This is a genomic window from Paucibacter sp. KCTC 42545, assembly GCF_001477625.1.
Taxonomy (GTDB): Bacteria; Pseudomonadota; Gammaproteobacteria; order Burkholderiales; family Burkholderiaceae_C; genus Paucibacter_A.
This window is the reverse complement of record NZ_CP013692.1, coordinates 2,538,916-2,563,218: the sequence shown is the minus strand read 5'-3', so window position 1 is coordinate 2,563,218 and position 24,303 is coordinate 2,538,916. Positions and strand designations below refer to the sequence as shown.

General features: G+C 63.9%; 18 protein-coding genes. 4 read left to right on the top strand and 14 right to left on the bottom strand.

Annotation, left to right across the window (positions count from 1 at the left end):
* Positions 1–113: 113 nt before the first annotated feature.
* From AT984_RS11125 to AT984_RS11115, 3 genes are all read left to right on the top strand, one after another.
* Entirely contained in the window at positions 114–1,067 is a 954-nt protein-coding gene (locus AT984_RS11125; RefSeq protein WP_058720150.1) for a DMT family transporter, read from the top strand.
* A 4-nt stretch (positions 1,068–1,071) separates the two neighbouring features.
* On the top strand, positions 1,072–1,860 hold the full coding sequence (locus tag AT984_RS11120; RefSeq protein WP_058720149.1) for an SDR family oxidoreductase: 789 nt from the start codon (positions 1,072–1,074) through the stop codon (positions 1,858–1,860).
* 98 nt (positions 1,861–1,958) lie between these two features.
* Complete coding sequence (locus tag AT984_RS11115; protein WP_058720148.1) at positions 1,959–2,966, top strand: quinone oxidoreductase family protein; 1,008 nt, start codon at positions 1,959–1,961, stop codon at positions 2,964–2,966.
* Positions 2,967–2,971: 5 nt separating this feature from the next.
* Here AT984_RS11115 and AT984_RS11110 read toward each other — a convergent pair whose 3' ends face one another.
* The 13 genes from AT984_RS11110 to AT984_RS11050 all read right to left on the bottom strand — a co-directional run bounded on the left by AT984_RS11110 (position 2,972) and on the right by AT984_RS11050 (position 20,838).
* On the bottom strand, positions 2,972–4,549 hold the full coding sequence (locus AT984_RS11110) for an ATP-binding protein (protein WP_058720147.1): 1,578 nt from the start codon (positions 4,547–4,549) through the stop codon (positions 2,972–2,974).
* Positions 4,550–4,695: 146 nt separating this feature from the next.
* Complete coding sequence (locus tag AT984_RS11105; protein ID WP_082679961.1) at positions 4,696–5,550, bottom strand: DUF2189 domain-containing protein; 855 nt, start codon at positions 5,548–5,550, stop codon at positions 4,696–4,698.
* Between the two features lie 57 nt (positions 5,551–5,607).
* A complete protein-coding gene (gene lspA / locus AT984_RS11100; RefSeq protein ID WP_058720146.1) occupies positions 5,608–6,105 on the bottom strand; it encodes a signal peptidase II in 498 nt (165 codons plus the stop codon).
* Between the two features lie 29 nt (positions 6,106–6,134).
* Positions 6,135–8,969, bottom strand: a complete 2,835-nt coding sequence (gene ileS / locus AT984_RS11095; protein ID WP_058720145.1) for an isoleucine--tRNA ligase — start codon at positions 8,967–8,969, stop codon at positions 6,135–6,137.
* A 102-nt stretch (positions 8,970–9,071) separates the two neighbouring features.
* Complete coding sequence (locus AT984_RS11090) at positions 9,072–10,112, bottom strand: bifunctional riboflavin kinase/FAD synthetase (RefSeq protein WP_058720144.1); 1,041 nt, start codon at positions 10,110–10,112, stop codon at positions 9,072–9,074.
* A 46-nt stretch (positions 10,113–10,158) separates the two neighbouring features.
* Positions 10,159–12,189 (bottom strand): ATP-binding protein, encoded by a 2,031-nt coding sequence (locus tag AT984_RS11085; protein ID WP_082679960.1) that lies wholly within the window; start codon positions 12,187–12,189, stop codon positions 10,159–10,161.
* Positions 12,190–12,416: 227 nt separating this feature from the next.
* The gene (locus tag AT984_RS11080; RefSeq protein WP_058722255.1) at positions 12,417–13,157 is read right to left on the bottom strand and encodes a pseudouridine synthase; all 741 of its coding nucleotides are present in this window, start codon (positions 13,155–13,157) and stop codon (positions 12,417–12,419) included.
* Between the two features lie 30 nt (positions 13,158–13,187).
* Positions 13,188–14,309 carry an acyl-CoA dehydrogenase family protein gene (locus AT984_RS11075; protein WP_058720142.1) on the bottom strand — a complete coding sequence of 374 codons (1,122 nt, stop codon included), beginning with the start codon at positions 14,307–14,309 and terminating at the stop codon, positions 13,188–13,190.
* A gap of 12 nt (positions 14,310–14,321) precedes the next feature.
* Positions 14,322–15,500: an acyl-CoA dehydrogenase family protein gene (locus tag AT984_RS11070; protein WP_058720141.1), complete on the bottom strand. Its 1,179-nt coding sequence runs from the start codon at positions 15,498–15,500 to the stop codon at positions 14,322–14,324.
* Between the two features lie 194 nt (positions 15,501–15,694).
* On the bottom strand, positions 15,695–16,495 hold the full coding sequence (locus AT984_RS11065) for a PEP-CTERM sorting domain-containing protein (protein ID WP_058720140.1): 801 nt from the start codon (positions 16,493–16,495) through the stop codon (positions 15,695–15,697).
* A gap of 168 nt (positions 16,496–16,663) precedes the next feature.
* Complete coding sequence (gene prsT, locus AT984_RS11060; RefSeq protein WP_058720139.1) at positions 16,664–19,501, bottom strand: XrtA/PEP-CTERM system TPR-repeat protein PrsT; 2,838 nt, start codon at positions 19,499–19,501, stop codon at positions 16,664–16,666.
* Positions 19,502–19,635: 134 nt separating this feature from the next.
* Entirely contained in the window at positions 19,636–20,337 is a 702-nt protein-coding gene (locus AT984_RS11055) for a retropepsin-like aspartic protease family protein (protein WP_082679958.1), read from the bottom strand.
* 6 nt (positions 20,338–20,343) lie between these two features.
* Positions 20,344–20,838, bottom strand: coding sequence for a YajQ family cyclic di-GMP-binding protein (locus tag AT984_RS11050; RefSeq protein ID WP_058720138.1), 495 nt, complete (start codon positions 20,836–20,838; stop codon positions 20,344–20,346).
* Positions 20,839–20,951: 113 nt separating this feature from the next.
* Between AT984_RS11050 and murB the strand changes: the two genes are divergently transcribed.
* Entirely contained in the window at positions 20,952–21,980 is a 1,029-nt protein-coding gene (gene murB, locus AT984_RS11045) for a UDP-N-acetylmuramate dehydrogenase (protein WP_058722253.1), read from the top strand.
* Positions 21,981–21,987: 7 nt separating this feature from the next.
* Here murB and AT984_RS11040 read toward each other — a convergent pair whose 3' ends face one another.
* Positions 21,988–24,294, bottom strand: coding sequence for an ATP-binding protein (locus AT984_RS11040; protein WP_058720137.1), 2,307 nt, complete (start codon positions 24,292–24,294; stop codon positions 21,988–21,990).
* Positions 24,295–24,303: the final 9 nt, after the last annotated feature.

Sequence of the window (24,303 nt, the reverse complement as noted above, 5' to 3'; positions counted from 1 at the left end):
GCTCGTTCAGTAGCTCTTCGCGCAAGTAGACAGAGGCTGGCTCGTCCAGCCAAGAAGGGTCTTGGCGTGCGCTGCCAAGCGCGGCGCAGGGGCGGCTTCTAGAATGCAGCGCAATGAGTTCTGCTTCCAATGCGCCCGATCCGGCGCCCGATTCGGCCCCGGCTTCCGCCCCCGTTCCCTCCCTCCCGAAACCGATTTGGCCCGGGCTTGTGCTGGCAAGCTTGGGCGCCGTGGCTTTCTCCGGCAAGGCCATCATCGTCAAGCTGGCGTATCGGCATGGTGTCGATGCGGTCACGCTGATCATGCTGCGCATGTTGTTCGCGCTGCCGCTGTTTGTGGCCTTGGCCTGGTGGGCTGGCCGCGGCCAACGGGCGCTGACGCGGCGCGATTGGATCGCCGTGCTGGGCCTGGGCTTCTCGGGCTATTACCTGGCCAGCATGCTGGACTTCGCGGGCCTGGCCTATGTCAGCGCCAGTTTTGAGCGCCTGATTCTTTACCTCAACCCCACCATCGTGCTGCTACTGGGTTGGGTGCTGTTCAAACGCCGCGTCAGCACGCGGCAATTGCTGGCCCTGGCGCTGAGCTATTCGGGTGTGCTGCTGGTGTTCGGCCAGGAATTGCATTTGCAAGGCGCCGATGTGCTGCTGGGCGCGGCCCTGGTCTTCGGCAGCGCGGTGAGCTATGCGCTCTACCTGGTGTTCAGCGGCGAGGAGGTTAAACGCCTGGGGGCGATGCGCTTGACGGGCCTGGCCAGCACGGTGGCCTGTGTTTTGTGCATTGGTCAGTTTGTGCTGCTGCGGCCGCTGGGCAGCTTGGGTGCGGTGGCGCCGGAGGTGATCTGGCTGTCGGTGCTCAATGCCACGGCCTGTACGTTTGCGCCGGTGCTGATGGTGATGATGGCGATTGAGCGGCTGGGTGCCACGCTGGCGGCCCAGACCGGCATGATCGGCCCCATGTCGACGATTTTGATGGGCGTGGTGATTCTGGGGGAACCCTTCACGCCCATGGTGGCTGCGGGCACGCTGCTGGTGCTGGGCGGCGTGTGGCTCTTGACGCGTTGGAGGTAATGCCATGGATTTGGGTCTACAAGGGCGCTGGGCGCTGGTGTGCGCCGCCAGCAAGGGGCTAGGGCGCGGCTGCGCGCAAAGCCTGGTGGCCGAAGGCGTGAATGTGGTGATCACTGCGCGCGGCGCGGCCGATTTGCAGGCCACGGCCGAGGCGCTGCGGCGTTTGAACCCAGACGTTGATGTGCGTGCTGTGGTGGGCGACATCACCACGCCCGAGGGCCGCGCGGCGGCGCTGGCGGCCTGCCCGCAGGTGGACATCCTGATCAACAACGCCGGTGGCCCGCCGCCGGGCGATTTCCGTGACTGGCAGCGCGAGCATTGGCTGGCCGCGCTGGACGCGAATATGTTGACGCCGATCGAGCTGATCAAGGCGACCGTGGATGCGATGGCTGCGCGGGGCTTTGGCCGGGTGGTCAATATCACCTCCGCAGCAGTCAAGGCGCCGATCGACATCCTGGGCCTGTCCAACGGCGCACGCTCGGGCTTGACGGGCTTTGTCGCCGGCCTGGCGCGGCAACCTGGTTTGGCTGGGCGCAATGTCACCATCAACAATCTGCTGCCCGGTGCTTTCGACACCGAACGCCTGCAGAAGAACATCGCGGTGGGTGCAGCCAAAAGCGGCATGGACGTGGCCCAGGCCGCAGCCAAACGCAGCGCGGCCATCCCGGCCCAACGCTTTGGCACGGCGGAAGAATTTGGCGCCATTTGCGCCATGTTGTGCAGCGCGCAGGCGAGCTATCTGACGGGCCAGAACATCTTGCTGGACGGCGGCGCCTACCCCGGGGCGTTCTAGCCGACTGGGCATCAGCATGGCGCGACTCTCGGCACGAAGCGCGCAATCCTGGCAGGAAGGCGAGATTCTTTTGCCAGACATTTGAAAGGGCCGATACCATGACGAGTAACTGGACCAGCACCGAGCAGGTTGTGCGCATTGATCAAGTCGGCGGCCCCGAGCAGATGAAGCTGGTGGCGGTGGAGACCGGCATGCCCGGCCCCGGCGAAGTGCGCATCCGCCACAAGGCATGCGGGCTGAATTTCATCGACATCTATCACCGCAATGGCAGCTATCCGCTGCCCATGCCGGCCGTCCTTGGCATGGAGGCGGCCGGCGTGGTGGAGGCGGTGGGCGAGGGCGTGTCGCATCTGGCCGTCGGCGACCGCGCCGCCTATGCCAGCCCGCCGCCCGGGGCCTACGCCACGGCGCGGGTGCTGCCGGCACGTTCGGTGTGCAAGCTGCCTGAAGGCATCGACTTCGAAACCGGCGCGGCCATGATGCTCAAGGGCTTGACGGCCCAATACCTTTTGCGCCGCACCTTGCCGCAGGGCGGCTTGCAGGCCGGCGACCATGTGCTGTTTCATGCTGCCGCCGGCGGTGTGGGCTTGATCGCTTGCCAGTGGGCTAAGGCCCTGGGGCTGCAATTGATCGGCACGGCCGGTTCGGATGAGAAATGCGCGCTGGCGCTGCAGGCCGGGGCGAGCCATGTCATCAACTACCGGCGCGAGCCCGACTTTGCCAGTCAGGTGCGAGAGATCACTGGCGGCCGCGGCGTCAAGGTGGTGTACGACTCGGTGGGCGCGGATACCTGGGAAGGCTCACTCAACAGCCTCGCGCCCTTCGGCCTGCTGGCCAGCTTTGGCAATGCCTCGGGCATGGCGCCGCCGCTGAATCTGGGCACGCTGGCGGCCAAGGGTTCGCTTTACGTGACCCGGCCGACCCTGTTCACCCATCTGGCCACGCGTGAAAGCAGCCAGCTGATGGCTGACGACTTGTTCGCCATGGTGCTCAGCGGCCAGGTGAAGATCCCCGTGGAGCAGCGCTACCCGTTGGCCGAGGTGGTGCAGGCGCACCGGGATATGGAAGCCCGCAAGACGGTGGGCTGCGGCATCTTGCTGGTCTGATTGCTTTAGTCGGGCGTGCCCGGTTGCGCCGGCGTTGCCGGGTTGGGCGCGCGCCGCAAGGGCACTTCGAAGCTGAAGCAGGAGCCGGTACCGGCCGCGCTTTCCACCTGCACCTGTCCGCCCATCAGCAGCACCAGGCGCTGCACGATGGTCAGGCCCAGGCCGGTGCCACCGAAGCGGCGGGTGATGCTGCCATCGGCTTGGGTGAAGGGCTCAAAAATATGGGCGATTTGATCATGTGTCATGCCGATGCCGGTGTCGTGGACGGCAAAGCGCAGGCGTAGCAGATCGGGGTCGGGCTTGTTGGCCGTGGCGGATGTAGCGGCTTGGGCTTCGCCATCCGGGCTGTCGGGGCTGTCGCCAACGTTGCTGCTGTCGCAGCTATCCACGCGCTGGATTTCTACCCGCACCTCGCCGTTCTCGGTGAACTTGAGCGCATTGCCCACCAAGTTGACTAGCACCTGGCGCAGGCGCAGGGCGTCGCCCACCGCATGCTGGGGCACTCCCGGCTGCACACGCGCATTGAGCTGAATGCCTTTTTCATGCGCCTGCAGCAGCAGGGGGTGCAGGGCCTCGCGCAAGCAGTCGTGCAGGGAAAAAGGCGCTTGTTCGATGATGACGCGGCCGGATTCGATCTTGGCCACGTCCAGCAAGTCGTTGATGATGACCATCAGCCCCTTGGCGGAGTTGTGGGCCAGCTCGATGAAGCGGCGCTGCTTATCGTCCAACTCGGTTTGCAGCACCAACTCGGTCAGGCCCAGCACGCCGTTCATGGGCGTGCGGATTTCGTGGCTCATATTGGCCAGGAAGCTGCTCTTGGCCAGGCTGGCGGCCTCAGCCACTTCACGAGCGACTTCCAGCGCCGCTTGGCTGGCCTTGAGGTCGGCGATATCGCGGGCGTTGAGCAGCAGCACTTGCTCGCCGGTGACCGGGTCGCGCATAGGGCGGGCGTTGACGGCATGCCAGCAGCGGCCTTGCTCGGTCAGCAACTCCACATCGTCCTTATAGCTTTGACCGGCCTGCACATGCGCAAAGATCTTGGCGGCATCGGCCAGGTCCAGGAACACGCTGCCGAAGTCGCTGGGCTTGAGCCCGGGCCCGCTGTGATCGTTCTTGAAGGCCAGGGCTGCGGCCGGGTTGCGCATCAAAAAACTGCCGTCCTTCAGGCTGAACACGGCGATGCGAACCGAGGTGTGCTGCAAGGCTTCGACGCCACGGCGCAGGCCTAAGTCCTCGCCGCTGGCGAGTGAGTCGGCGGCGAAGAGCATGACTTGGCGGCGGTCCGGCGTGCGGATGCCCCGCGACACCAGCATGACGGTGGTGGGCACGCCCTTGGGGTAGAGCGTCCATTGCTCGCGCACGATTTTTTCCTGCGCATGGTCGGCCGCGGTCACGGCCAGGCGTTCACGCACGGCCTCGGCGGTGTCGGTATGGCTGCGCGACAAAAAAGCCTCGGCGCTTTCGGCCTGCCAGAAGCGCAAGGCCGCTGCATTGGCCCAGACATTGCGCATGTGCTCTTGGTCGAACACCCACATGGGCACATCGAGCCAGTCGTAGTGGGTCAGGCAGGAGAAGTCGAGCATGGACGTTGATGGGGGCGGCGGAAGGCGGTCAATGGGCGCTAGGCGCCATTGTGGCTTGGCCGGCTTGCCATCTGCTTGCGCGGCGGGCCGCCTGTGGCCCAAATCGGCAATTATTTGATTCTTGGCAGACCTGCAGCACTTCGCCCTCAGGCTGCCTGGGGCGGCGGGCTGTCCACCACAGCTTCGCGGTAGGCATGCCAGCTGGCGTGTCCCAGCAGCGGGCCAACGAGGATCAGGCCGGCAAAACCCGGCAGCAAGGCCAGCACGACCAGCACCGTGATCAAGGCGCCCCAAACCAGCATCACGCCCATCTGCGTCAAAACCAAGCGCATGCTGGTCAGGCCGGCGCTGATGGCGTCGGTCTCGCGGTGCAAGAGCATGGGCATGGAGATCACGCTAACGGCAAAAATCAGCGCGGCGAAAAGCCCCCCCACCGCCACATAGGCTGCAATGAAACCGAGGTTTTGGCTGTCCACCAATTTGCTCAGCGAGCCCGCGAAATCGGGCATGCCGTTAAAGCTCACCGCAAACACCACCAGGGCCGAGCGCGCCCACAGCATTTCGAGAATGAGCAGCACAAAGCCGAAGATGGCCAGCTGCCCGGTGCGGCGCCGCCAGACAGTGAGCGAGTCCAGCAAGCGCGGGGTTTCACCCACTTCCAGCCGGTAGCTGACTTGGTAGAGGCCCAGGCAGGTCAGCGGCCCGACCAGCAAAAAGCCCGCCGACAGCGCCAGGGTGTAAACCGGCGCATGTTTGAACACCGCCACCAGGGCCCAGCCCATCAGCATGAAGCACAGGCCGTAGAAAGCACCGATGAGGGGGGCGCGCATGAAGTCGCGCCAGCCCAGCGCCAACCAGTGGAAGGGAGCGGCTAAGCTGAGCGTGCGCAGCTGGATGGCGAAAACGCTGTCGGCCGGAATTTCGTTCTCGGCCGGGCTGGCCGAGGGGGGCGCTGTTGGCTGGGCCGAAGGATTGGTCGCTGGGGCTTCGATTGGCGTCATGCCACGCAGCGTAGGCCACGCGCCGAGCGCCCACCAGGGGACTTGTCCTAGCCGGTTTTACCCTTTGCGCACCCGGCGCAACTCATCCAGGATCAGCAGCACGGCGCCGATGGTGATGGCACTGTCGGCGATGTTGAATGAGGGGAAGTAGTACTTCGCACCCCAGTGGACTTGAATGAAGTCCACCACATAGCCGTGCATCAGGCGGTCCACCACATTGCCGATGGCGCCGCCCAGAATCAGACTCAGCGCGCTGGCAAACAGGCTTTGCTGGCCATGGCGGCGCAGCATCACGGTGATGAATACGGTGGCTGCGGCACCTAGGCCGACGAAGAACCAACGCTGCCAGCCCCCAGCGTCGTGCAAGAAGCTAAAGGCAGCGCCGTAGTTGTGCACCCGCACCACATTGAAGAAGCTGGTGACGTAGCGGCTGTCGCCGAGCTGGAAGTTACCGAGGATCAGCACCTTGGTGAATTGGTCCAGCAAGATGACGATCAGGGCGATGCCCAGCCAAAAGCCTAGACGATTGCCGCCGGCAGATTTTTTTGTTGCCATGAAAATGGTTTCTTTTGCGCCAAGGTCGTTCAGGCCACCAGTCGCGTTTCGCCCGCGCCGTGCAGATTGCTGTCGCAGCGGCCACAAATGGTCGGGTGCTCGGTATTGCTGCCGACGTCATCGCGGTAGTGCCAGCAACGCTCGCACTTTTGCTGCGTGGACGGCGTGACCGTGACGCTCAACTCATCCGCCGCCACCAGGCTGGCCGCCGAGGTGATCAGCACGAATTTCAAATCCTCGCCCAAGGACTGCAGCAGGCTCAAGTCTTGCGGATTCACGCCCAAGACCACTTCGGCCTGCAGCGATGAGCCCACGCCACCGGCGGAGCGCACATCCTCGATGGCCTTGTTGACCGCTTCGCGGATTTCGCGGATGCGGCTCCACTTGGCCAACAACTCGGTGTCAGCGGCCTCGAACTGCCAGTAGGTTTCGGTGAAGATGCTCTGGCCCGGCTGGGCGCCGGCAAAGATCTTCCAGGCTTCCTCGGCGGTGAAGCTCAGGAAGGGTGCCATCCAGCGCAGCATGGCCTGGGTGATGTGCCACAGCGCGGTTTGCGCCGAGCGGCGCGCCAGCGAGCCCGGGGCGGTGGTGTAGAGGCGGTCCTTCAGCACATCGAGGTAGAAGGCGCCCAGGTCTTCCGAGCAATACACCTGCAGCTTGGCCACCACGGGATGGAACTCGTAGCGCTCGAAGTGGGCCAGGATGTCGGCCTGCAACTCAGCCGCGCGGGCCAGGGCGAAGCGGTCCACTTCCAGCAGTTGGTCCAGCGGCACGCTTTGCGTGGCGGCATCGAAGTCGCTGACATTGGCCAGCAAGAAGCGCAAGGTGTTGCGGATGCGGCGGTAGGCGTCCACCACGCGGGCCAGGATCTTGTCGTCCAGGCCCAAGTCACCTGAGTAGTCGGTCGACGCGCACCACAGGCGCAGGATCTCGGCGCCCATCTTGTCGCTGACGGCTTGCGGCGCCACCACATTGCCCTCGGACTTGCTCATCTTGCGGCCCTTGCCGTCCACCACAAAACCGTGGGTCAGCAAGCCCTTGTAGGGCGCGCGGCCGTGCAGGGCGCAGGCGATCAGCAGGCTGGAGTGGAACCAACCGCGGTGCTGGTCATGGCCTTCCAGATACAAATCGGCCTCGGGGCCGCTCTCATGCGCCGCACCCTTGTGGCTGCCCTTGAGCACATGTTCAAAGGTGGAGCCGGAGTCGAACCACACGTCCAGGATGTCGCTGCCCTTGCTGTAGTGCTCGGCTTGCTCGCCCAGCCACTCGGCCGGGTCCAGCTTGGCCCAGGCTTCCACGCCACCGGCTTCCACCAGCGCGGCGGCGCGCTCGATGAAGGCCAGGGTGTCGGGGTGCGGCTGGCCGCTGTCCTTGTGCAGGAAGATGGGCAGGGGCACACCCCAGCTGCGCTGGCGCGAGATGCACCAGTCGGGGCGGCCGGCGATCATGTCGCGCAGGCGAGCGCGGCCATTCTCGGGGTAGAAGCCGGTGGCTTCGATGGCTTCCAGCGCGGTCTGGCGCAGGCTCTTGGCCGGCGCGTCGATGGCGAACAGGCCTTCGCCCTCGTCCATGCGCACAAACCACTGGGCTGCGGCGCGGTAGATCACCGGCGTCTTGTGGCGCCAGCAGTGCGGGTAGCTGTGGGTGATCTTGACGTGTGAGAGCAAACGGCCCGCGTCTTCCAGCGCTTGCGCGATGACGGGGTTGGCTTTCCAGATGTGCAAGCCGCCGAACAAGGGCAGCTCGGCCTCGTACTGGCCGTTGCCTTGCACCGGGTTCAAGATGTCCTTGAAGGCCATGCCGTGGCTGACGCAGCTCTGGAAGTCGTCCAGGCCGTAGGCGGGCGCGGAGTGAACCACGCCGGTGCCGTCTTCGGCGGTGGCGTAGTCGGCCAGGTAGACCGGGCTGGTGCGGTCGAAGCCCGCGTCCACATGGGCCAGGGGATGCTTGAACTTCAGCATCGCCAGGTTCTTGCCGACGGTGGTGGCGAGCACCGCGCCTTCGAGCTTCCAGCGGGCCAGGCATTTCTCCACCAAGGCTTCGGCCACCATGAAGATGCCGCGCGGCGTGTCCACCAGAGCGTAGACCAGCTCCGGGTTCAGGTTCAGCGCCTGGTTGGCCGGAATGGTCCAGGGTGTGGTGGTCCAGATGACGGTGAAGGCTTCTTTGTTCAGCGCGGGCAGGCCAAAGGCAGCGGCCAGCTTCTCGGGCTCGGCGCTCAAGAAGGCCACATCCACGGCCGGGCTTTGCTTGTCTTGGTATTCGATCTCGAATTCGGCCAGCGAGGAGCCGCAGTCAAAGCACCAGTACACGGGTTTGAGGCCGCGGTAGACAAAGCCGCGCTCGAACAAGCGCTTGAGCACCCGGATCTCACCCGCCTCGTTGGCGAAGTTCATGGTGCGGTAAGGGTTGTCCCACTCGCCCAGCACGCCCAGGCGCTTGAAGTCCAGGCGCTGCGCGTCGATCTGCTCGCCGGCGTAGGCGCGGCTCTTGGCCTGCACCTCGTCGCGCGGCAGGCCGCGGCCGAAGGTCTTCTCGATCTGGTTCTCGATCGGCAGGCCGTGGCAGTCCCAGCCCGGGATGTAGGCGGCGTCCATGCCCTTGAGTTGGCGCGCCTTGACGATCATGTCCTTGAGGATCTTGTTGGCGGCGTGGCCGATGTGGATCTGGCCATTGGCATAGGGCGGGCCGTCATGCAAAACGAATTTCGGTGCGCCGCAGCGCGCGTCGCGCAGCTTTTTGTAGACCCCGTGGTCGTCCCATTCCTTGACCCAGCCGGCCTCGCGCTTGGGCAGGTCGCCGCGCATCGGGAAGGGGGTGTCGGGCAGGTTGAGGGTGGCGCGATAGTCTTTGGTGGTGCTCATGGCAAAACTCGGTGAGGCCAGGCGGGAGGCGCAGCCTTGGGGGATTTGAAGCGGAGGAAGAAGAGGCGATTCAGCGAAGCAGGGCAGATCCTGCTGTCAGCCTCAAATTCGGTCGCGGGTGGTCTGGCGCCGCAAGGCCGCGTGGGCGCCGGGCGCCTGAGCGCCTGCAAAAAAAGCGCGCGCGTCGCGAACATCCTGGGCGATGGCCGCCGTCAGCGTAGCCAGCCCGTCGTAACGGGCTTCATCGCGAAGTTTGTGCAGGAGTTCCACCCGTACGAGTTTACCGTAGCCGCCCGCCGCACCCAGCTCGGCAGGCCAATCCAGGCAATGCACTTCCAGCAGCACGCGGCCGGCGTCTTCCACCGTGGGGCGCACGCCCAGCGAGGCCACACCGTCCAGCACCTGGCCGGCCAGCCCGTGCACCCGCACCGCGAAGATGCCGTGGGCGGCTGGCTTGTCGTGGGTGAAGCGCAGGTTCAGGGTACGAAAGCCATCGCCTGCAGCGGGGACCGACTCGCCCAGGCTGCGGCCGAGCTTGGCGCCATGCACCACATGGCCCGAGATGGCGTAGGGCCGGCCCAGCAAGCGGGTGGCGGCGGCCATATCGCCAGCGGCCAGGGCCTCACGCACGGCCGAGCTGCTGACGCGCAGGCCATGCACCTCGTAGCTCATCATGCGGGCCACATCGAAGCCTTGGGCCCGGCCAGCGGCGTCCAGCGTGGCGTAGTCGCCCAGTCGCTTGGCGCCAAAGCGGAAGTCGTCGCCGACCAAGATGTATTTGCTGCCCAGGCCCTGAACCAGCACTTGTTGAATGAAGTCTTGGGCGCTCAGCGCAGCCAGGGCAGCGTCGAAGCGCAGCACGATGACTTGGTCGATGCCGCAGCGCTCTAGCTCGCTGAGCTTGTCGCGCAGCAGGGCGATGCGGGCGGGTGCCAGTTCGGGCTTGCCGAGCTTGGCGGCAAAGTAGTCGCGTGGATGGGGCTCGAAGCTCATCACGCAACTCGGCAAGCCGCGATGTTGGGCCTCCGATTTGAGCAAGGCCAGCATGGCCTGATGGCCGCGGTGGACGCCGTCGAAATTGCCAATCGTCAGCGCGCAAGCGCTGGCGATGCCGGGATGATGAAAACCGCGAAAAACCTGCATGCGCGGATTATCGCCGGGTAGCCGACTGCAGCCTTAGTGGCCGCATTCAGGCGGCCTGCGTCGCAGGCAAATGGCGCTGTGCCACGCCCAGCAAATCGTCCATCTCGAAGGGCTTGACCAGATAGTCGTCCATGCCGCTTTGGATGCAACGGTCGCGGTCACCGTTCACTGCGCTGGCGGTCAGTGCCACGATGGGCACATGGCCCATCGCCTCGCGGCGCTCGATGCTGCGCCATTGGCGGGTGGCCTCAAAGCCGTCCAGCACCGGCATCTGGCAATCCATCAAGACCAGGTCGTAGTCCTTGGTCTTGAGCTGATCGAGCGCTTCTTGGCCATTCTCGGCCTGGTCGACCTGCAGGCCGCATTGCTCCAGCATGGACGAGGCCACCAGCACATTGACCGCGCTATCGTCCACCAGCAGCACGCGGCCGCTCAGGCGCGGCACTTGGCGGGCAGGGCGCTTGGCCTGCGTAACGGCTTGTTTGCTGGCGCTTGGCTCGGCCAGTGTTGTCGCAATTGTTGCCTCTGTTGTCGATGGCGTGGCTGTGGCGGCCGCCAGCAGCTCACCGAGGTTGCCGCTCAGTGGCTGGGCAGCCGGCTCGGCCACATCGGCTTGCGCTGAAGCTGTAGAAGGTGCTGCGGCCTCGCTCGATTTATCGCTGCTGCTCGCTTCGCAGGGCTGCAATGGCAGGGTGAATTCGAACAGTGAGCCATGGCCAGGCGCCGAGCTGCAGCGCAGATCGCCGCCCATGGCACGTGCCAGTTCACGCGAAATCGTCAGTCCCAGACCGGTGCCGTCCTTGCGCTTGCTAGACGTTTTACGACGCAGGTCTTGGGCTTGTTCGAAGGGGGCGAAAACGCGCTCCAGCTGGTCGGCCGCAATGCCTTCGCCGCTGTCGTGCACCGCAAAGCGCAGCATGGTGCCGGCGCGCATATCGTGCACGGTGGCCACTTCGACGCGGACATGTCCCTTCTCGGTGAACTTGATGGCATTGCCGATCAAGTTGTGCAGCACTTGCTTGATGCGTGAGGCATCACCCAGCGCGAAAAGCGGCAGGGCAGGGCTGAGCCGTAAATCGAAGGCCAGGCCTTTTTCATGCGCGGTTTGCGACAGCAGTTGGCAGACGTCATCCACCGTCTCGCGCAGATTCACTGGGCCGGTGTCAACTGCCAGCTTGCCGGATTCGATGCGGGCCAGGTCGAGGATGTCGTTGACCAGGGCCAGCAAGTGCTGGCCGGAGCGCCGCATGATGTTGACCTGCTCGCGTTGCGTGCCGTCCAGATTGGAACGCTCCAGCAACTGGGTCATGCCCAGGATGCCGTTCAGCGGGGTGCGGATCTCATGGCTCATCACCGCCACGAAGCGGCTCTTGCTGGTGCTGGAATGCTCGGCGGTTTGCAGGGCTTGCTGGCGCTGCTCGGCCACCCAGGCATTGGCGAAACGGTGGCGCAGCAGTTCGGTCAAGCGCAGCTCCATCTTGCGTGATTCACTCAAGGCCAGGCCCAGGAAAACCAGCAGCCCCAGTCCGGTGAGGCTTGCCGTCATCGTGCCCAAGCTGAATTGGTGCAGCACCATGGGCAGCACGGCCAGGGAGGCGCAGACCAGATTGGCGCTGAAGGTATTGCCAAGCGAAAACAGGCTGATCGCCATCACGGCCAGCACCGAGGCCAGGATCAGGCCATTGAGTTCGGGCGCGCCGGGCAGGTAGAACAGATGGCCCATCACGCCCCAGCTGAAGGCGTCCAGACCCAGCAGCAGCAGGTGGCGGTGGCGCCAGGCATCGGTTTGGGCGAGGGTCAGGGTCGCGGGCTTCAGGCGCTTGAAGCGCAGCACATCGGCCCAGCGCAGCGACACGATCAGTGCGCGCATGGCCAACCAGCTCAGCAGCATGATTTTTGACAGATGGGGCCAGAACAACAGCACCGGCACCATGCTGTAGGCCAGCCCGGCGATGCTGGGCGTGACGCTGCGGCCCAGCAAGGCGGTCAGCTGCTCGAGCTTGACGCTGCTGGCGATATTGGGGCATGAGCCCTCATCACCCATACCCGGCGAACCAGGAGATGGCTGTGTGTACATTTCTCAATCCCTCGACCACTGGGCCGGCCATGCGCCGGCGCCATCTGCTAGTGGGGCAGCCTCTGCGTGCTGCGCCCATCCTCCAAGGGGAGAGTTTGTACCTGCGGGATGTGACAAATTACCCGGTATGAACCCTAGAGCGTCGCATGGGCGCCGCAGATTTGAGGCAAACCCGCTAGGGGTTTGCGCGGGGTCAAAAGAGCGTCAGGTGCTGAGGCGGTGCGCGCTCAGGGTGTGATGAGTTTGGGGCTGCTGATCCAGATCCACTCGCCCGGCTTGAGATCGCTGGGCAAGTCCAGGGCGCCAAAGCGCGGGCGGTGCAGGCTTTCGACCCGGTTGCCCGCCGCCGCCACCATGCGCTTGACTTGGTGGTATTTGCCTTCGATCAGGGTCAGGCGCAGGCCATGGGTGCCAAAGCTCTCAGCGCCTTCGGCCTTGACCACCTCGCCCACATAGGGCGTGGTGCGCACCGGCTTGTTGGCACTGGTGGTCTCGGGCTCGCGCAGCTCAACGCCTTCCAGCAGCTTGGCCACCATCTCGGGCGTGACCGGGTGCTTGCACTGCGCTTCATAAACCTTGGGCACATGGTGCTTGGGGCTGGTGAGCTTGTGGATCAGCGTGCCGTCGTCGGTCAGCAGCAGCAGGCCGGTGGTGTCCTCGTCCAGCCGGCCAATCGGCTGCACATCGCGCTCGCGCAAGGGGGCGGGCAGCAGATTCATCACGCTGGGGTGATGCTTGGGCTTGCGCGAGCATTCGTAGCCGGCAGGCTTATTCAGCAGAATCAAGGCCTTGTCGTAGAAGGGCCAGGTCTTGCCGCTGACTTCAAAGCTGAAGCCCTCGGTCTCGAACTCGGCATCCGGGTCATCGACCATCTCGCCAGCAACGCTGACTTGCTCGTTGTAGATCAAGCCCGAGCACAAGCGGCGGGTGCCGAAGCCTTGGGAGAACAGGATTTGGGACAGGCGCATTTTCATGCCGCCATTGTCCCTCAGCCGCCATCAGGTGAATACACCGGCCTTGTCCTGCATGCGCTGACTGACTTCGCCCAGATGGTGCAGATCGTCGCCGAACTGCATGCCCATCACGGTCAGGCGTTTGAAGTAGTGGCTGCTGATGTACTCATCGGTCACGCCAATGCCGCCGTGCAGCTGGGTGCATTGCTGGCCCACATAGCGCATGGAGTTGCATAACTGCAGCTTGGCTTGCGACAGCGCCATGCGGCGCGCATCGGGCGCATCACCCAGCTTGAGGGTGGCGAAGTAGCTCATTGAGCGGGCCAGCTCCAGCTGCATCTTCACATCGGCCATGCGGTGGCGCAGGGCTTGAAAGCTGCTGATGACGACACCGAACTGCTTGCGCGTGTTGAGGTAGTCGGCCGTGATGGCCAGCATCTTTTCCATCGCGCCTACGCCCTCGGCGCACAAGGCGGCAATGCCCCAGTCGAGCGCCAGCTCCAGCACGGCCAGGCCTTGCTCGCGGCCCACCAGCAGCGTGGCGGGTGCGTCAAGCAGTGTCAACTCGGCCGCGCGCGAGCCATCTTGCAAGCTGTAGGCCCGGGTGCTGACACCTGCTTGCTGCCGCTCAACCAGATAGAGCGCAATGCCGCCTCCTTCAGCTGCGTCAAGGCGTGCCGGCACGATGAAGGCATCGGCCACATCGCCTGCCGCCACCAAGGTCTTGGCGCCGGTGAGCTTGTGCTCGCGCGCCACGGTCTTGATCTGCTCATGCCGATAGCGCGCGCCTTGTTCCTGGTGGGCCAGGACCAGCAAGGCCTCGCCGCTGGCCATGCGTGGCAGCCAAGCAGCTTGCGTGGCGGCCGGTGCATGGGCCAGCACCACGGGCGCCATCAGCCCGGCTTGCGCAAAGGGCTCCATGACGATGCCGCGGCCCAGTTCCTCCATCACCACCATGGCGTCCACCGCGCCAAAGCCCAGGCCGCCCTGGTCTTCGGGAACGAGCAGGCCGCCCAGGCCGAGGCCGAGCAAACCGTCCCAGGCCTCGCGGCTGAAGCCGCCGGCCTTGACGATGCTTTGGCGGCGCTCAAAGCTGTAATCTTTTTCGACCCAGCGGCGCAGGGCTTCACGCAGCGATTCTTGGTCTTCGGTGAAATCAAAGTCCATGTCTGTGTCCTCTTAACCAAGCACCGTCTGGGCGACGATATTGCGCTGCACTTCGTTCGATCCACCGTAGATGGTGGTCTTGCGGTAGTTGAAGTAGTGGCTGGCCAATGAGGCGCAGTGGGCCGGTCCGACGTGGTCACCCTGCCAGCCGGCTTCCATCGCTTCGTGGATGAAGGGCAGGCTGTTGGGGCCGCCGGCTTGCATCATCAGCTCGCTGTAGCGTTGTTGAATCTCGCTGCCGCGAATCTTCAAGAGCCCCGCCACATCGAGCGACTGCTTGCCGCTCTTTTCAGCCGACAGCACGCGCAGCACCATCATCTCCAGCGCCACCAAGTCGACCTCCAGCAGGGCGATTTGATCGCGGAAGCGCTGGTCTTCCCACAGGCCTTCGGCCTTGGCAATGCGCTTGAGGCGCTCCAGCTCGCGCTTGCCACGATTCACATCGGCAATATTGGTGCGTTCGTGGGCCAGCAGGTACTTGGCATAGGTCCAGCCCTTGTTTTCCTCGCCCACCAGGTTTTCAGCCGGGACTTCGACATTGTCGAAAAACACCTCGTTCACCTCATGTTCGCCGTCGAGCATGATGATGGGCCGTACGGTGACGCCGGGCGACTTCATGTCGATCAGCAAGAAAGAAATACCGGTCTGCGGCTTGCCGGAGCTGTCGGTGCGCACTAGGCAGAAGATCCAGTCACCGTACTGGCCCAAGGTGGTCCAGGTCTTCTGGCCGTTGACGATGTATTTGTCGCCCACCCGCTCCGCCTTGGTTTTTACCGAAGCCAGGTCCGAGCCCGAGCCCGGTTCGCTATAGCCCTGGCTCCACCAGACTTCACCGCTCATGATGCCGGGCAGGTGGCGCTCTTGCTGCTCGCGCGAGCCGAAAGCCATGATCACCGGGGCCACCATCACCGGGCCAAAGGGCACGATCCGCGGCGCGCCGGCCATGGCGCATTCTTCTTCGAACAAATGGCGTTGCACCGCGTTCCAGCCCGGGCCACCGAAGGCCTTGGGCCAGGCCCAGCCGTGCCAGCCTTTGGCGCCGAGGATCTTGGCCCAGCGCTGCAGATCGTCCTTGTTCAGGCGCTGGGCCTGCTGAACTTTCTGGCTGATGTCTGCGGGAAGGTTGCTGCTCACCCATTCGCGGATTTCGGCGCGAAAGGCCTGCTCCTCGGGCGTGAAGTTCAAATTCATCGGGCGTCTCCTGGCGCTGGGGCGATCAATTCTGCTACTGCTTTGTTCGAGGCTGTTTTTAGCACGGCCGTGCTATTTTCAGCTGTCCCGACAGAGACAGGCCAGGGGCATGCCAGGAGCTGGCGTGTTGAAGTCGCCGCCCCAATGAAAAACGGCCCCGTAGGGCCGTTGTCATTCTTGCAAAGCGGGCTGAATCAGCTGCGCTTGCTGCGGCGGGTGTAGGCCACGCCAAACAGGGCCAAGCTCACCAGGGCAATCGAGCCAGGCTCCGGCACCGTGTTGGGGGCATCGGTCACGCGCAAGAAGGTCTGCGAACCGCCAAGAGGGCTGGAAACGTAGGCAGTGTAGGTGTAGTTCTTGGTCGCGCTGAGGTTGGCGCCATTGACCGAAGTCCAGGTGTTGCTGGTCAGTGCGGTCAGATAGGCATCAGCCTGGGTTTTGAATCCGGCCGCTGTACTTAGTATTGCAGAGGCCTTCAATCCGCCGCTGGTACTGGAATAGGCCGACTCGCCCTCGATTTCCCATACAGCGTACTGGAATGCCGCAGACTTGGCCGCGCTTTTCAGACTATCGTCGTAGGCATGCGAGTACAGCGACACCAGCTTGTTCAGCACCGTGGTGGTGTTTTGGGCTGCATAGGGCGTCACGCCGCTATAGGCCGGGTTGGTGAACAGCTTGTTGTAGCTGCTGTTAGTGCCGCCCAAAGTAAGGAAGTCAACGAGCGATGCGGTGTTGTAAGTGGCGCCGGCCTTGTACGCGGTCAAGGGGTCCAGGCAATACACCCAGAAGGCGTCGTTGTTGCTGTCCTTCACTTGGAAGGCACCGGCGCTGGTGTTCGAGGTGGTGCTGCCAAAGGTCGCACTGACGGTCGTAGTGTTGCTGGTCCCGGTGGTGTTCAAAACCGTCGAGGCCGCCATGGCTTGGCCCATTCCCAGGCTGACCAATAGCGCCATCGCTGCGAGAGGCGCCTTAGCGCGCAGATCAATGTTTTTCATGATTTTGGTCGATCCCTGTTGAATGGAAACAAGTTTGAATTTGTGGTGAGTAGATTAGCAGCGACGCAATTTGTAACAACCCCGTAAATCTGGGGGGTGGTTTCCCTTGGTGTGGCAAATCTGGCGAAAGAAACTGTTTAAGTTACCAATCAAGGTCAAACCCACCGATCAAAGCCCGAGTTCGCTCTTGAGTCGCGCCAGCTCCGCGCTGGCTTGAACGCCGGCCGGGGCGTTGAGCGCAGCGGTCAACTCCTCGCGGGCCTCGGCCTTGCGACCGGCCTTGGCCAGGGCATAGGCCAGGTGGAAGCGAATCTCGCCGCTGCCTGGGTTGCGCAAGCGGGCCTCGCGCAAATGCCGCAAGCCTGCTTCAGCCTTGCCGTTGAGCACCAGCAGCCATCCCAATTGATCGCTCAACTCGGGGCTGCCGGGGGACAGCTTCAGCGCCTTCTCGGCCGTGGCCACTGCAGCCGGGTCGCCCATACGTTGCTGCAGAGATGCGAAGCCGCTCAAGGTGTCGGCATCATCGGGCTCGGCCGCCAGCAGCTTGTTGTAGCTGGCGCGGGCGGCTTCAGTCTTGCCAGCCTGGAACTGCACTTCGGCCAGGGCCTTGAGCAGAGTTCGGTCCTCGGCATTCTTCTTAGACCAATCTTCCAGCAAGCTCAGGGCACGGTTGGTATCCCCAGAGACGATCAGCGCGCGCGCCAGCAAAAGGGCGGTGCCGGTGTTGGGTGCCTTGTCCATTGCGGCACGGTAGGCCGTCACGGCCTGCGGGACCTGGCCGCGCATCATGGCCACATTGGCGCTGGTCATCAGCGTGGGCAAGGTGCCGGGGTATTTGCTGTTGAGCAGCTTGAGCCCGGCGTCAAGCTTGGCGTTGTCGCCACGCCGCGCTTCCACTTCGACCTGCAAGACCAGGGCCGCTTGGTCGTCCGGCCGAGCTTGCAAGGCTTTTTGGACGTTGTAGGCCGCGCCGTCAGGGTTGCCGCTCATCAACTGCAGGCGGCCAATCATCACTTGCTTTTCTGCATCGAACTCAGCCAGCCGTGTCGCTTCCTGGAAAGACAGGCGCGCATTGGTCGCATCGCCCACGGCCAGATAAGCCCGGCCCATGGCCAGCTGAACCGGCAATTTGCTGGGGTGTTTGGCCACCAGCAGCTTGGCGGTGGCGAGCGCCTTGTCCAGCTGCTTTTGGCTGGACAGCAAGTCAATCATGGCCAGGCCGGGCCTGGGGTCGGCGCGCTGCACATCTTCGGCGCGCTGCCATTGGGCCATGGCCTCGGCGGGCTTGCCGGCGCGCAATTCCAGCACGCCCAACTCGAACAGCACATCCGGGTCGTCCTTAACGCGGGTCAGCATCTGCTTGAGGCGGATACGGGCGGGGTCGAACTTCTTCTCTTCGATGTCCAGCCAGCTCAGGTTGATGCCGGCCGGGCGGAACGCCGGGTCCTTGGCCAAAACCTGGCTGAAGGCCTCGCGGGCGCCGGCTTTGTCACCGATCCGGCCCTTGATATTGCCCAGGAAGTTCAGCATGGTGAGGTTGCTGGGATCTTGCTTGACGATGGTTTGCGCGGTTTGCAGGGCGCGTGCGCTCTGTCCTTCGCGGGCATAAATCATGGCCAGCTGAACACCGGCGCGGGTGTCTTTGGGATTGTCGGAAAAGGCCTTTTCCAAATTGCTTAAGCCCGCTTTGTCCTGACCCAGGCCCAGCTGGCTGAAGCCCAACTCCCGGACGGCATCCGGCGAGTTATTGCGCTGGGCAGATTTCTCAAAGGCTTCGCTGGCCTGAGAATAATGTTTGCGTGCCAGATGGACCGAGCCCAGCAGATACAGCACATGCGGGTCATCCGGCTTGGCGCGCAAGAGGTTTTCCAGCAGGGGCTGGGCTTTGCCGTAGTCACGGGTGTCCAGCAGGATCGTGGCCATCAAGACTTGCGCGGTGTAGTTGCGCGGGTTGAGCGCAATCAGAATGTCCAGGTAGGCGCGCGCTTTTTCGTTATTGCCCAAGGCCTTGTGGGACAGGGCGCCCGCCAGCAGCAAGGGTTCATTGCCAATCAAGAGGCCGGGCGGCATGACGTCGATCATGCTGGTGGCTTCGGTGAATGACTTCTTGGCCGCGGCTTCGTCGCCGCGTTGGCTGGCCAGCTGGGCGCGGATGTAGGAGGCGCGGGGGTCATCCTGCTTGGCCGCCGCCAGCATGGCCAGATCTTCCTCGGCCTCTTTTTGGCGGCCCATGCCCATCAGCAAAGCGGCATGCGACACCCGGGCGTCGACCTGGTTGGGGTTGATGCTCAAGGCCTTTTCCTGCGAGGCCAGGGCGGCTTTGCTGTCCTGTGTGGCTTGCTGGATGGCGCCCAGGGTGTACCAGGCCAAGCCCAGCGTCGGCGCCAGTTCGGTGGCGCGCAGGGCCGTGGCGCGCGCCTTGTCACGCTCGCCGGCGCGCAGCTGCATCTGTGCTTCGGCCATCAGGGGCAGGGCCGAGCGAGGGTCCAGCGCCTTGGCATCGGCAAAGCTCTTGGCCGCCAGGGTGGTATTGCCGCTCTGGGCGTAGGCGGTGCCGCGCAGCGTCAGCAACTCGGCTTGTTGGCTGGGCCCGAGGCCCGTGGTGTTGATCTGCTCAAGCAGCTTTTTGCGCTCGCCTTGCTGCAAATAGAGCTGGGCCATCGGAATCGCCACTTCGCTGCGATTCACGCCTCGGCGCACGGCTTCTTCGAAGGCCGCCTCGGCGCCTTTGAGTTCGCCGCTCTTGAACAAGACCTTGCCGAGCAAAAGATGCGCGGCCAGCATCTGTTTGTCTTCTTGAATGGTGTTTTTGAGCTGGATGCTGGCGCCGCTCAAATCGCCTTTCTCAAAACGCTGTAGCGCGTCTTCGTAAAACTTGGCGGCCTTTTCGGGCGAGGCCTGGGCGGCACCCAGACTGGCCCCCAAAAGCATGGCCAAAAGCAAAGGGCGCAGGCCGCTTGCGGGTGAAGTGATGGGCAGCAGGCGAGGCTTGATGGGTGCAGTCATCCCCACAGTATCCGCAACTCGGCGGCGATTGCAGCCGCTGCCTGCTGGTCGTGGTGACATTGTTCATACAACTTCGCCTCTTCACCCCCTGCTTGCGGGGGTGGGGTGAAGCGTTCACCGCCCTGCGCAGGGCTTCAGTAGCGCAGATCCAGGGTCATGATTTCGTTCTCGCGCTTCATCTGAAAACGCGACAGAAATGTATTGCCCAGCAAAACATGGCTCATCTGCCCCGGTGTGACGATGGCGTCGACATTGCGTAATTCCACTTCGCCGACCCGCACCGTGGCGAGCTGAAGCAAATGGGCGGGCACCACGCCATTGGCGGTCTGGGTCATGATGCGCCGGCCCTCGCGGTATTTGAGGTTCAAACGCTCAGCCTCGGCCTGGCTGATGGACACGGCGGTGGCGCCGGTGTCGACCAGGAACTGTGTCGTCAGGCCGTTGATGCTGCCGCCGCTGGTGAAGTGGCCGCCGGGACCAGAACTCAACACGATCTGGCGGGCGCTACGCACATTGCTCGTGGCGTCACCGACCCGGCCGGGTGAGGCGCCGAGCACCAGAGTCTGGCGCCGCCCGGCAACTTCCACCACCGCGCGGTCCTCCTCCATCGAGATCAGGCGCACCCCTTGCACCGTGGCGCCCACGGCCACGGTCTTGGCCTCCCCGCCGATCAGCAGCAGGGCCGCTTTTTGGCCCAGGCTGCCGTTGAAGCTGAGCGCCGGCCCGGCACTTGCGCTGTTGCTGCTGCTGCTTTGCGCCGCAACAAGGCTGGCCATCAGCGCCAGGCTGGCGCCGCAGACGAGGCGGCGGACGAGGCTGACGCTGGGCTTGGCCATGGCGGCTTAGTCGCGGAAGTTGCCGTAGCTCAGCGGCGTGTCGGCAAATTCTTTCTTCAGCGCATTGATCGCCACTTGCAGGTCATCGCGGTTCTTGCCGGTGGCGCGCACCGTGTCGCCCTGGATGGAGGCTTGCACCTTCATCTTGCTTTCCTTGATGAAGCCGGTGATCTTCTTGGCCAAAGGGGCCTCGACGCCGTTCTTGATCTTGTAGACCTGGCGGACTTTGTCGCCACCCATCTTCTCGACCTTTTCCTGCTTGTCCAGGAAGCTGATCACCACGCCTTGCTTGGTCAGCTTGCTGTAGACCACGGCTTCGATTTGCTCGAGCTGGAAATCGCTGTCGCCGACCGAGTGGATTTCCTTTTCTTTTTCCTTCAACTCGACGCTGGCGCTGGTGCCCTTGAAGTCAAAGCGGGTGCCGATTTCTTTGGAACTGGTCTCGATACCGTTCTTGATCTTGACCATATCGGGTTCGAGGGTGATGTCAAAGCTAGGCATAGATGTTTATTCAATCTTGTGAGGTGAAAGGGCGGGGATTCGCACCCTTGATCTGGGAAAATTCTGCCATGGATGAAAAAGCGGTCAATCGGGACGAGGTTTCCGGCGCCAAATTGGTGCTGGAATTCGACGTCAATCTCAAGCCTTTTAACACCTTCGGCCTGCCTGCAACAGCCCGGCGCCTGGTGCGCATCCGCGAAGCCGCTGATGTGCGCCGCGTGGTGGACCACCCCGAACTGGGCCGCGCGCCCAAGTTTGTGCTGGGCGGCGGCAGCAATTTGGTGCTGACCAAGGACATCGAGGCGGTGGTGCTGAAGATGGAAATTCCCGGCATGCGCTTGGTCGAGGAGCGCGACGATGCCTGGATTATCGAGGCCGGCGCCGGCGTGCCCTGGCATGACTTGGTGGCGTGGACCCTGGATCAGGGCTACCCCGGCCTGGAGAACCTGGCCTTGATTCCCGGCACCGTGGGCGCGTCGCCGGTGCAAAACATCGGCGCTTACGGCCTGGAGGTGCAAGACCGCATCGATAGCGTCGAGGTGGTGGACCTGGTGACCGGTCGCGTGGTGCGCCTGCCGGCCTCGGTGTGCAAGTTTGGCTACCGCGACAGCGTCTTCAAGCACAGCGACTTTGGTGGCCTGGCTGGCAAAAGCGTCATCACCCAGGTGCGCTTTGCTCTGCCCAAGCCCTGGCGGCCCGTGCTGGGTTATTTGGAGCTGGAGCGCAAGATGAGCGAGACCGGCATCACGGCGCCCACGGCCCGGCAGATCTTTGATTGGGTCTGCGCCATTCGCCGCGCCAAGCTGCCGGATCCGGCCGTCATCGGCAACTCCGGCAGCTTTTTCAAGAACCCTCTGGTCACGCCCGAACAATGCCGCGACATCATCGGGCGCGACCCGAGTGTGGTGCACTACCAAATGCCCGATGGCCAGATCAAGCTGGCCGCCGGCTGGATGATCGATGCCTGCGGCTGGAAGGGCAAGGCGGTGGGTGGCGCGGCGGTTTACGAGCGTCAAGCGCTGGTGCTGGTGAACCGCGGCGAAGCGCGTGGCGCTGAAGTTGTGACCCTGGCCCGGGCGATTCAGGAAAGCGTCTACGGCCGCTTTGGCATCCGGCTGGAGCCGGAGCCGGTCTTGTTGTGATCGCGCCCTAACTGAGCGTTGGCGCGGGTTTCAAAAGCCCGCGTTCCCGGCACAGGTTAGCGCTGAGATCAAACGCATCGAGCAATGCGGTGCACTGTTGGCCAATCAGCGGCCAGTCCAACTGCCCGGCATTGATGGCGGCGCGCAGGCCCAGCTCCAGGTTCAGTGCTGGCTCCACCACCAGCAGCAGGCCCAGATTGGCTGCCGCACCCTTGACGGCATGGGCGAGTCCGCGCAGCGGCAGCGCCTGGCGCTCGGCCAGTGCTTGTTGCAGATCTGAGCGGGTCTGCGGCAGGCTATCCACAAAGGTTTGGTAGAGATGCGCCACGGCCTCAGGCGCCAAGAGTTCGCGCAAGTCGGCCAGCACCCGCTCATCAAAGCGGCGGTCTGGATGGGCCGCCGGGTTTGCATCCGTCATTGCAACGCTGTCGGTGCTCTTCGCTGTTTTGATTGCTGATTCAGTGGCGGGGGCGAGCTGGCTGGCCAATTGCTGCAGGGTCTGGGCCAGCAACTCGACGCTGACGGGCTTGGCCAGGAACTCGTTCATGCCCGCATGCAGAGCGCGCTGGCGGGTCTCTTCGAATGCATCGGCCGAGAGCGCGTAAATCGGCGTCGCGCATCTTGGCGGCGCCATGGCGCGGATGGCCCGAGCGGCCTGAAAGCCGTCCATCACCGGGGTGTGCAAATCCATCAGCACCAGATCGAAGGGCTCTTGCTGGAGGCGCTGCACGGCTTCAAAACCGTTCTCGCAGAACAGCGCGCTGTGGCCCAGCTTGTCCAGCACGGCGCGCAAAAAAGCGCGATTCGTTTCATGGTCTTCTGACACCAGAATGCGCAGCGGCCGCTGTGTGGCCTGGGCCAGCGCCTGTGCGTCTTTGCTGGCCTGGCCGGCACTCAGCTGGGCCTGGCTTTCCACCAGGCTGAGGTCCAGGGTGAAGGTGGAGCCGTGACCCAATTCGCTGGTGACGGTGATGTCGCCGCCCATGGCGCGCGCCAGATTGCGGGAAATCTCCAGCCCTAGGCCGGCACCGCCGAAGCGGCGCGAGCTGCTGGCGTCGCCCTGGCTGAAGCGCTGGAACAGTTTGGCCTGGGTGTCGGCGTCCATGCCCACACCCGTATCGCTGACCTCGAAGCGCAGCAGCGGCAGGCCTTGCGCATCGGCTTGGCGGCTCAGCTGCAGGCTGACCCGGCCTTGCTCTGAAAACTTGACCGCATTGCTGAGCAGATTGAGCAGAATCTGCCGCAGCCGGGTTGGGTCGCTCATCACCCAGGCGGGCAGGCCGGCTTCGGCTTCGATGCGCAGGGCCAGGCCCTTGGCTTGCGCACTTGGCAGGCTGAGTTCCCGCAGCTCGGCCAGCAGCTCTTGCAAAGCCACAGGCTCCAGATGCACGGTGATGCCGCCGGCCTCCATCTTGGAGACGTCCAGAATATCGTTCAGCACGCTCAGCAAATGGCGGCTGGAGTCTTCGGCGGCCTTGAGCAGGGTGCGCTGCGAGCCGTCCAGCGGCGTGTCGCGCAGCAGGCCCAGCATGCCCATCAAGCCGTGCATGGGGGTGCGCAACTCATGGCTCATATTGGCCAGGAAAACGCTCTTGGCGCGGCTGCCGGCCTCGGCCTCGCGGCGGGCCTGCTGCAGATGTTGGGCGTGTTCGAGTTGCTCCTTGCCGTAGCGGGCCAGGCGCCTGAATTGGCTGATCACCACCGCGGCCAGGGCCAGGGTCAAGGTGCATTGCAGCAAGGTCAGGGCGATGCTCAGGCGGGCTTGGGAGCGCACCAGTTCGTTGCGCTCAACGGTGCGGGCGGCCACATGGTGCGAGGCGGTGAGCGAGAGATCCCGGATCGCCTCGCCCATGCCCGACATTTGCGCCAGCGCCATGCGCATCTGCTCGGGATGGCTGCGCACCGTGGCCGCAGTCAGCGGCAGGGCATCGGCCCATTGCACAAAGCGCTTGCAGCGCGCCAGCGTGGCGTCGTAGTTGGGGCTGCCGCGCAGCATCTTGGCGGCATATTCGCTTTCGATCAGATTGATGCGGCTGACGAAGATTTCGAAACGCTGCTCCACCTGCTCGGCGTCGATGGGGCTTTGGCTATCCAGCGCCTGCTGCAGTGAGAGCTGCAGCTTGAGGAACTCGGCTTCCAGCTGGAACAAGCTCCAGGCCAGATAGTCTTCTTCGTAGCGCCCGGTGGCATTGAGTAACTCGGTTTGCCGATGCTGCAACATGGCCACGCCGCCAAAGGTGGTGATCAAGGCCAGTGCCATGGTCACCGCCAGCACCGTCCAGCGGCGCCGCTGCAGAAAAAGGGTGGAAGACATCGGTGGCTA

What these genes read in the sequence shown, in the direction of transcription:
- AT984_RS11125 (WP_058720150.1), top strand. Translation starts at nt 114, where the DNA reads ATGAGTTCTGCTTCCAATGCGCCCGATCCGGCGCCCGATTCGGCCCCG.
- AT984_RS11120 (WP_058720149.1), top strand. Translation starts at nt 1,072, where the DNA reads ATGGATTTGGGTCTACAAGGGCGCTGGGCGCTGGTGTGCGCCGCCAGC.
- AT984_RS11115 (WP_058720148.1), top strand. Translation starts at nt 1,959, where the DNA reads ATGACGAGTAACTGGACCAGCACCGAGCAGGTTGTGCGCATTGATCAA.
- AT984_RS11110 (WP_058720147.1), bottom strand. Translation starts at nt 4,549, where the DNA reads ATGCTCGACTTCTCCTGCCTGACCCACTACGACTGGCTCGATGTGCCC.
- AT984_RS11105 (WP_082679961.1), bottom strand. Translation starts at nt 5,550, where the DNA reads ATGACGCCAATCGAAGCCCCAGCGACCAATCCTTCGGCCCAGCCAACA.
- lspA (WP_058720146.1), bottom strand. Translation starts at nt 6,105, where the DNA reads ATGGCAACAAAAAAATCTGCCGGCGGCAATCGTCTAGGCTTTTGGCTG.
- ileS (WP_058720145.1), bottom strand. Translation starts at nt 8,969, where the DNA reads ATGAGCACCACCAAAGACTATCGCGCCACCCTCAACCTGCCCGACACC.
- AT984_RS11090 (WP_058720144.1), bottom strand. Translation starts at nt 10,112, where the DNA reads ATGCAGGTTTTTCGCGGTTTTCATCATCCCGGCATCGCCAGCGCTTGC.
- AT984_RS11085 (WP_082679960.1), bottom strand. Translation starts at nt 12,189, where the DNA reads ATGTACACACAGCCATCTCCTGGTTCGCCGGGTATGGGTGATGAGGGC.
- AT984_RS11080 (WP_058722255.1), bottom strand. Translation starts at nt 13,157, where the DNA reads ATGCGCCTGTCCCAAATCCTGTTCTCCCAAGGCTTCGGCACCCGCCGC.
- AT984_RS11075 (WP_058720142.1), bottom strand. Translation starts at nt 14,309, where the DNA reads ATGGACTTTGATTTCACCGAAGACCAAGAATCGCTGCGTGAAGCCCTG.
- AT984_RS11070 (WP_058720141.1), bottom strand. Translation starts at nt 15,500, where the DNA reads ATGAATTTGAACTTCACGCCCGAGGAGCAGGCCTTTCGCGCCGAAATC.
- AT984_RS11065 (WP_058720140.1), bottom strand. Translation starts at nt 16,495, where the DNA reads ATGAAAAACATTGATCTGCGCGCTAAGGCGCCTCTCGCAGCGATGGCG.
- prsT (WP_058720139.1), bottom strand. Translation starts at nt 19,501, where the DNA reads ATGACTGCACCCATCAAGCCTCGCCTGCTGCCCATCACTTCACCCGCA.
- AT984_RS11055 (WP_082679958.1), bottom strand. Translation starts at nt 20,337, where the DNA reads ATGGCCAAGCCCAGCGTCAGCCTCGTCCGCCGCCTCGTCTGCGGCGCC.
- AT984_RS11050 (WP_058720138.1), bottom strand. Translation starts at nt 20,838, where the DNA reads ATGCCTAGCTTTGACATCACCCTCGAACCCGATATGGTCAAGATCAAG.
- AT984_RS11040 (WP_058720137.1), bottom strand. Translation starts at nt 24,294, where the DNA reads ATGTCTTCCACCCTTTTTCTGCAGCGGCGCCGCTGGACGGTGCTGGCG.